General features: G+C 57.0%; 3 protein-coding genes and 1 riboswitch. All 3 genes read left to right on the top strand.

What is annotated here, in order from left to right; all coding sequences use genetic code 11:
* Positions 1-1,150, top strand: a 1,150-nt coding sequence (locus tag L692_RS0121190) for a TldD/PmbA family protein (protein ID WP_025702021.1), incomplete at its 5' end; no start/stop codon positions are given.
* A 3-nt stretch (positions 1,151-1,153) separates the two neighbouring features.
* Positions 1,154-2,506: a TldD/PmbA family protein gene (locus L692_RS0121185; RefSeq protein ID WP_025702020.1), complete on the top strand. Its 1,353-nt coding sequence runs from the start codon at positions 1,154-1,156 to the stop codon at positions 2,504-2,506.
* Positions 2,507-2,751: 245 nt separating this feature from the next.
* Positions 2,752-2,920, top strand: a riboswitch (FMN riboswitch).
* A gap of 222 nt (positions 2,921-3,142) precedes the next feature.
* Positions 3,143-3,718: bifunctional diaminohydroxyphosphoribosylaminopyrimidine deaminase/5-amino-6-(5-phosphoribosylamino)uracil reductase RibD (ribD, locus tag L692_RS0121180; RefSeq protein ID WP_025702019.1), on the top strand; the 576-nt coding region annotated here is incomplete at its 3' end.

Here is a 3,718-nt window from a genome sequence, read left to right as displayed (position 1 = left end):
GGCGCCGGCCGCTATCCGCGGCGGCGCAGCGGTCAGCCGGGTAATGGATCTGCGGCGGACCGTTTTCGATAATCGCCATGTCATTGGAATTATGCCGGACAGCTCGCAGAAGAAGCGCGGCATCGAGCTGATGCGGCGCGCCCACACGGCCGCGTCGGGATACGATTCCTCCATTGCCCAGACGAAGGTGTATGCGACGAATCAGCGGCAAAATGTGCTGATCGCAAACAGCGAGGGCTTGCTGGTTCAGGACCAGCGGGTCTATACAAGGCTTGGCATCAGCGCGGTGGCGGAGGATGGCGATCAGAAGCAATCCGGCTTCAGCGGGCCTGGGGCCTATGCCGGCCACGACTTCCTGGAAGGCCTTGACATCGAAGAGCATGCCTGCACGGCTGCCCGGATCGCGGTTACGATGGTCAAGGCAAGCTACGCCCCCAGCGGAAGGCTCCCCGTCATTATCGACAACGGGTTCGGCGGCGTCCTGTTCCATGAAGCCTGCGGTCATGGATTGGAGTCAACCGCCGTGGCTCCGGGTTCGTCGGTATTCGCGGGCAAGCTTGGCGAGCAGGTCGCTTCCCCGCTTGTAACGGCGGTGGACGATGGTACGATTGCGAATGCCTGGGGCTCGCTCAATGTCGACGACGAGGGCGCCGGGACGCAGCGCAATGTCCTGATCGAGAACGGCATCCTGAAGGGCTATCTGATCGACCGGATGGGCTCCCGCAGAATGGGCATGCCTTCCACCGGCTCCGGCAGACGGCAATCCTATAAATTCGCCCCGGCGTCGCGGATGAACAACACGTTCATCTGCAATGGAGCCTCGACCCGCGAGGAGATCATCGCGAATACCGAATACGGCATTTATGCCAAGTCCATGGGCGGCGGCTCGGTGAATACGGCAACCAGCGATTTCAACTTTGCCGTTCAGGAAGCTTATATAATCCGAAATGGTAAAATCGCGGAGCCGGTCAAGGGCGCGACCCTGATCGGCAAGGGAATCGACTGCTTGAGCAAAATCGATATGGTCGGCAACAATCTTGAGCACGGACAGGGCATGTGCGGATCGGTCAGCGGAAGTCTTCCGGTGAACTGCGGACAGCCGACGATCCGGGTGTCGGAGATGACTGTCGGCGGAAGAAAGGGGGAGTAGCGCATGAATATCGAAGAGTTTAAGGAGGCCCTTTTTGCCAAAGGAAGGGAAGCGGGATTTGCCGAAATGGAAATTTATTATGCGAACGGCCGGTCCATCTCGGTGTCGGTGCTTAAGGGCGAAATCGATGCGTACAAAAACGCCCAGAGCGGCGGCCTGTCGTTCCGCGGGCTTATTGGCGGCAAAATGGGCTATTCCTCCACCGAGAGGCTGGATCATGAATCCATTGACTATTTGCTGGACGAAGCGGCGGGCAATGCCGAAGTGCTGGAGAACAAGGAGCCGGAGGAACTCTTCGCCGGTTCGGAGCACTATCATTCCGTGAATACCTACTGGGCTTCCGTGATGGCGACGCCTCCCGATCAATTGATTGAAGCCGCCTTTAAGATGGAACGCATTGCCCTCAGCGCCGATCCGCGAATTGATATGGTCAGACGCTCCGCCGCTTCGGTCAGCGAAAGCGAAGTGCTGATTGTCAATACGAAGGGCCTGAACTGCCACAGAAAGCACAGCTCGGCCTCTGCGAGCATTTATGTGCTGGCCAAGGAATCGAAGGACGCGAAGGAGACGGTGACCGGGGGCTGGTTCGACTTCTCGCTGCGCAGCTTCGACGATATCGATGTGGAGGCCGTGGCGCTGACTGGAGTCCGGGAAGCCGTGTCCAAGCTGGGGGCAGAAACGGTGCAGTCGGACCAATATCCGGTGATTTTCAGAAATGACGCCGCAACCTCCTTGCTGTCAAGCTTCGCTTCGGTGTTCTCCGCAGAGTCGGTGGACAAGGGATTTTCCCGTCTGAAAGGCAAGCTGGGCGAACAGGTCGCCGGAAGCAATATTACGATCATTGATGATCCACTGATGGAAAATGCGCCGACAAGCAAGGCGTTCGATGCCGAAGGCAGCGCCACCGCGCGCCATGAGCTGGTCAAGGACGGCAGACTGCTTACTTTTTTGCATAACCGCAAAACGGCCAAAAAGGCCGGAGCCGAAAGCACAGCCAACGCCGCAAAGGGCGGGTACAAAGGGACGGTCGAGGTATCGTATCATAATCTCTATATCGCTCCTGGCACAGCCGGACTTGATGAAATTATCCATGGCACGGAGCGGGGAATTCTGATTGTGGAGCTTCAAGGTCTGCATGCCGGTACGAACGCGACCTCGGGAAGCTTCTCTCTGGCGGCGATCGGCTACTTAGTTGAGCGGGGTGAAATTGTGAGGCCCGTGAACCAGATAACGGTATCCGGCAATTTTTTCGAGCTGCTGAGCGGTATTGAGACGATTGGAAATGATCCGCGGTTTATCGGCAGCTGCACCTCTCCCACGCTAAAGGTGAGTTCACTCTCCGTATCAGGAGCCTGATTTGAAGCGCATACGGCGGCAAAATATCAAAGGCAGACGGCGGACACCGCCATCTGCCTTTTTAACTGAGCGCTCGGCATGGGCGTCATCTCGGTGTACCCCGGTTACAGCTCCCCAGCCTGTTTCTTAACTTACAAAAAATAAGTAAATTTAAATTCATTACTTATGATGATTGATTTTTACGCGATAAAATGATAAGATACCGACATAATCATCGGTATTTTATACCGGCTCAACTGAATATGACAATCCTTCAGGGCAGGGTGAAATTCCCTACCGGCGGTGATGATTCGCATGACGCGCAAGCGTTCATGCGCAAGACAAGTCCGCTACCCGGAACGCGCTTGCCGCGCGGACGGTGGACCCGGTGAGACTCCGGGACCGACAGTATAGTCTGGATGGAAGAAGGAGAGAAAGCCGCTTGCACTTGTCCGTTAAGTGCAGGCCCCATGAAACGGTTTCCGAATATTATGTGCGATAATTCACAAGAACCTGGAGTTCAGGAATTGTCCGTACAGGATTGTGGAAGCTTTCACACTCTCAATCTGCCCATTCACGGCTCCTTCAAGGAGTGCTGGATGGGTTTTTTAATTGGATTGGCATTGGCCGGTGAACCGATGGGATCGGAGGTTAGGCATGAATGTAATGAATGACGAATTCTATATGTCGCTTGCGCTCGATATGGCTGAACGGGCCCAGGGACAGACCGGGATCAACCCGGTGGTCGGCTGCGTCGTCGTTAAGGACGGGGCGGTGATCGGCCTTGGCACCCATCTTAAGCGGGGGACCGGCCACGCCGAGGTGCATGCGCTGAATATGGCGGCCGGACAAGCGGCGGGAAGCACGGCTTATGTGACGCTGGAGCCGTGCAGCCATTACGGCAAGACGCCCCCGTGCAGCGGGCGGTTGATCGCCGAAGGCGTGGCCAGGGTTGTCATTGCCTGCGAGGACCCGAATCCCCAGGTGGCGGGCCGCGGCATCGCGATGCTCCGCGAGGCGGGAATCGAGGTTGAGGTCGGGCTGCTGCGCGAGCGGGCCTTGCGGCTTAATGAGAAGTTCATTAAATATATACTGACACAGCAGCCTTTCGTCACCTTGAAGAGCGCCACTACACTGGACGGCAAAATTGCCACCCGCACCGGCGACAGCAAGTGGATATCGAACGAGGCGGCGCGGGGAATCGTACATACGCTGAGGCATCGCCATCAGGGC

Source organism: Paenibacillus forsythiae T98 (genome assembly GCF_000520735.1).
In the GTDB taxonomy this organism is placed as follows: domain Bacteria; phylum Bacillota; class Bacilli; order Paenibacillales; family Paenibacillaceae; genus Paenibacillus_AQ; species Paenibacillus_AQ forsythiae.
This window is presented reverse-complemented; position numbering and strand designations above follow the sequence as displayed.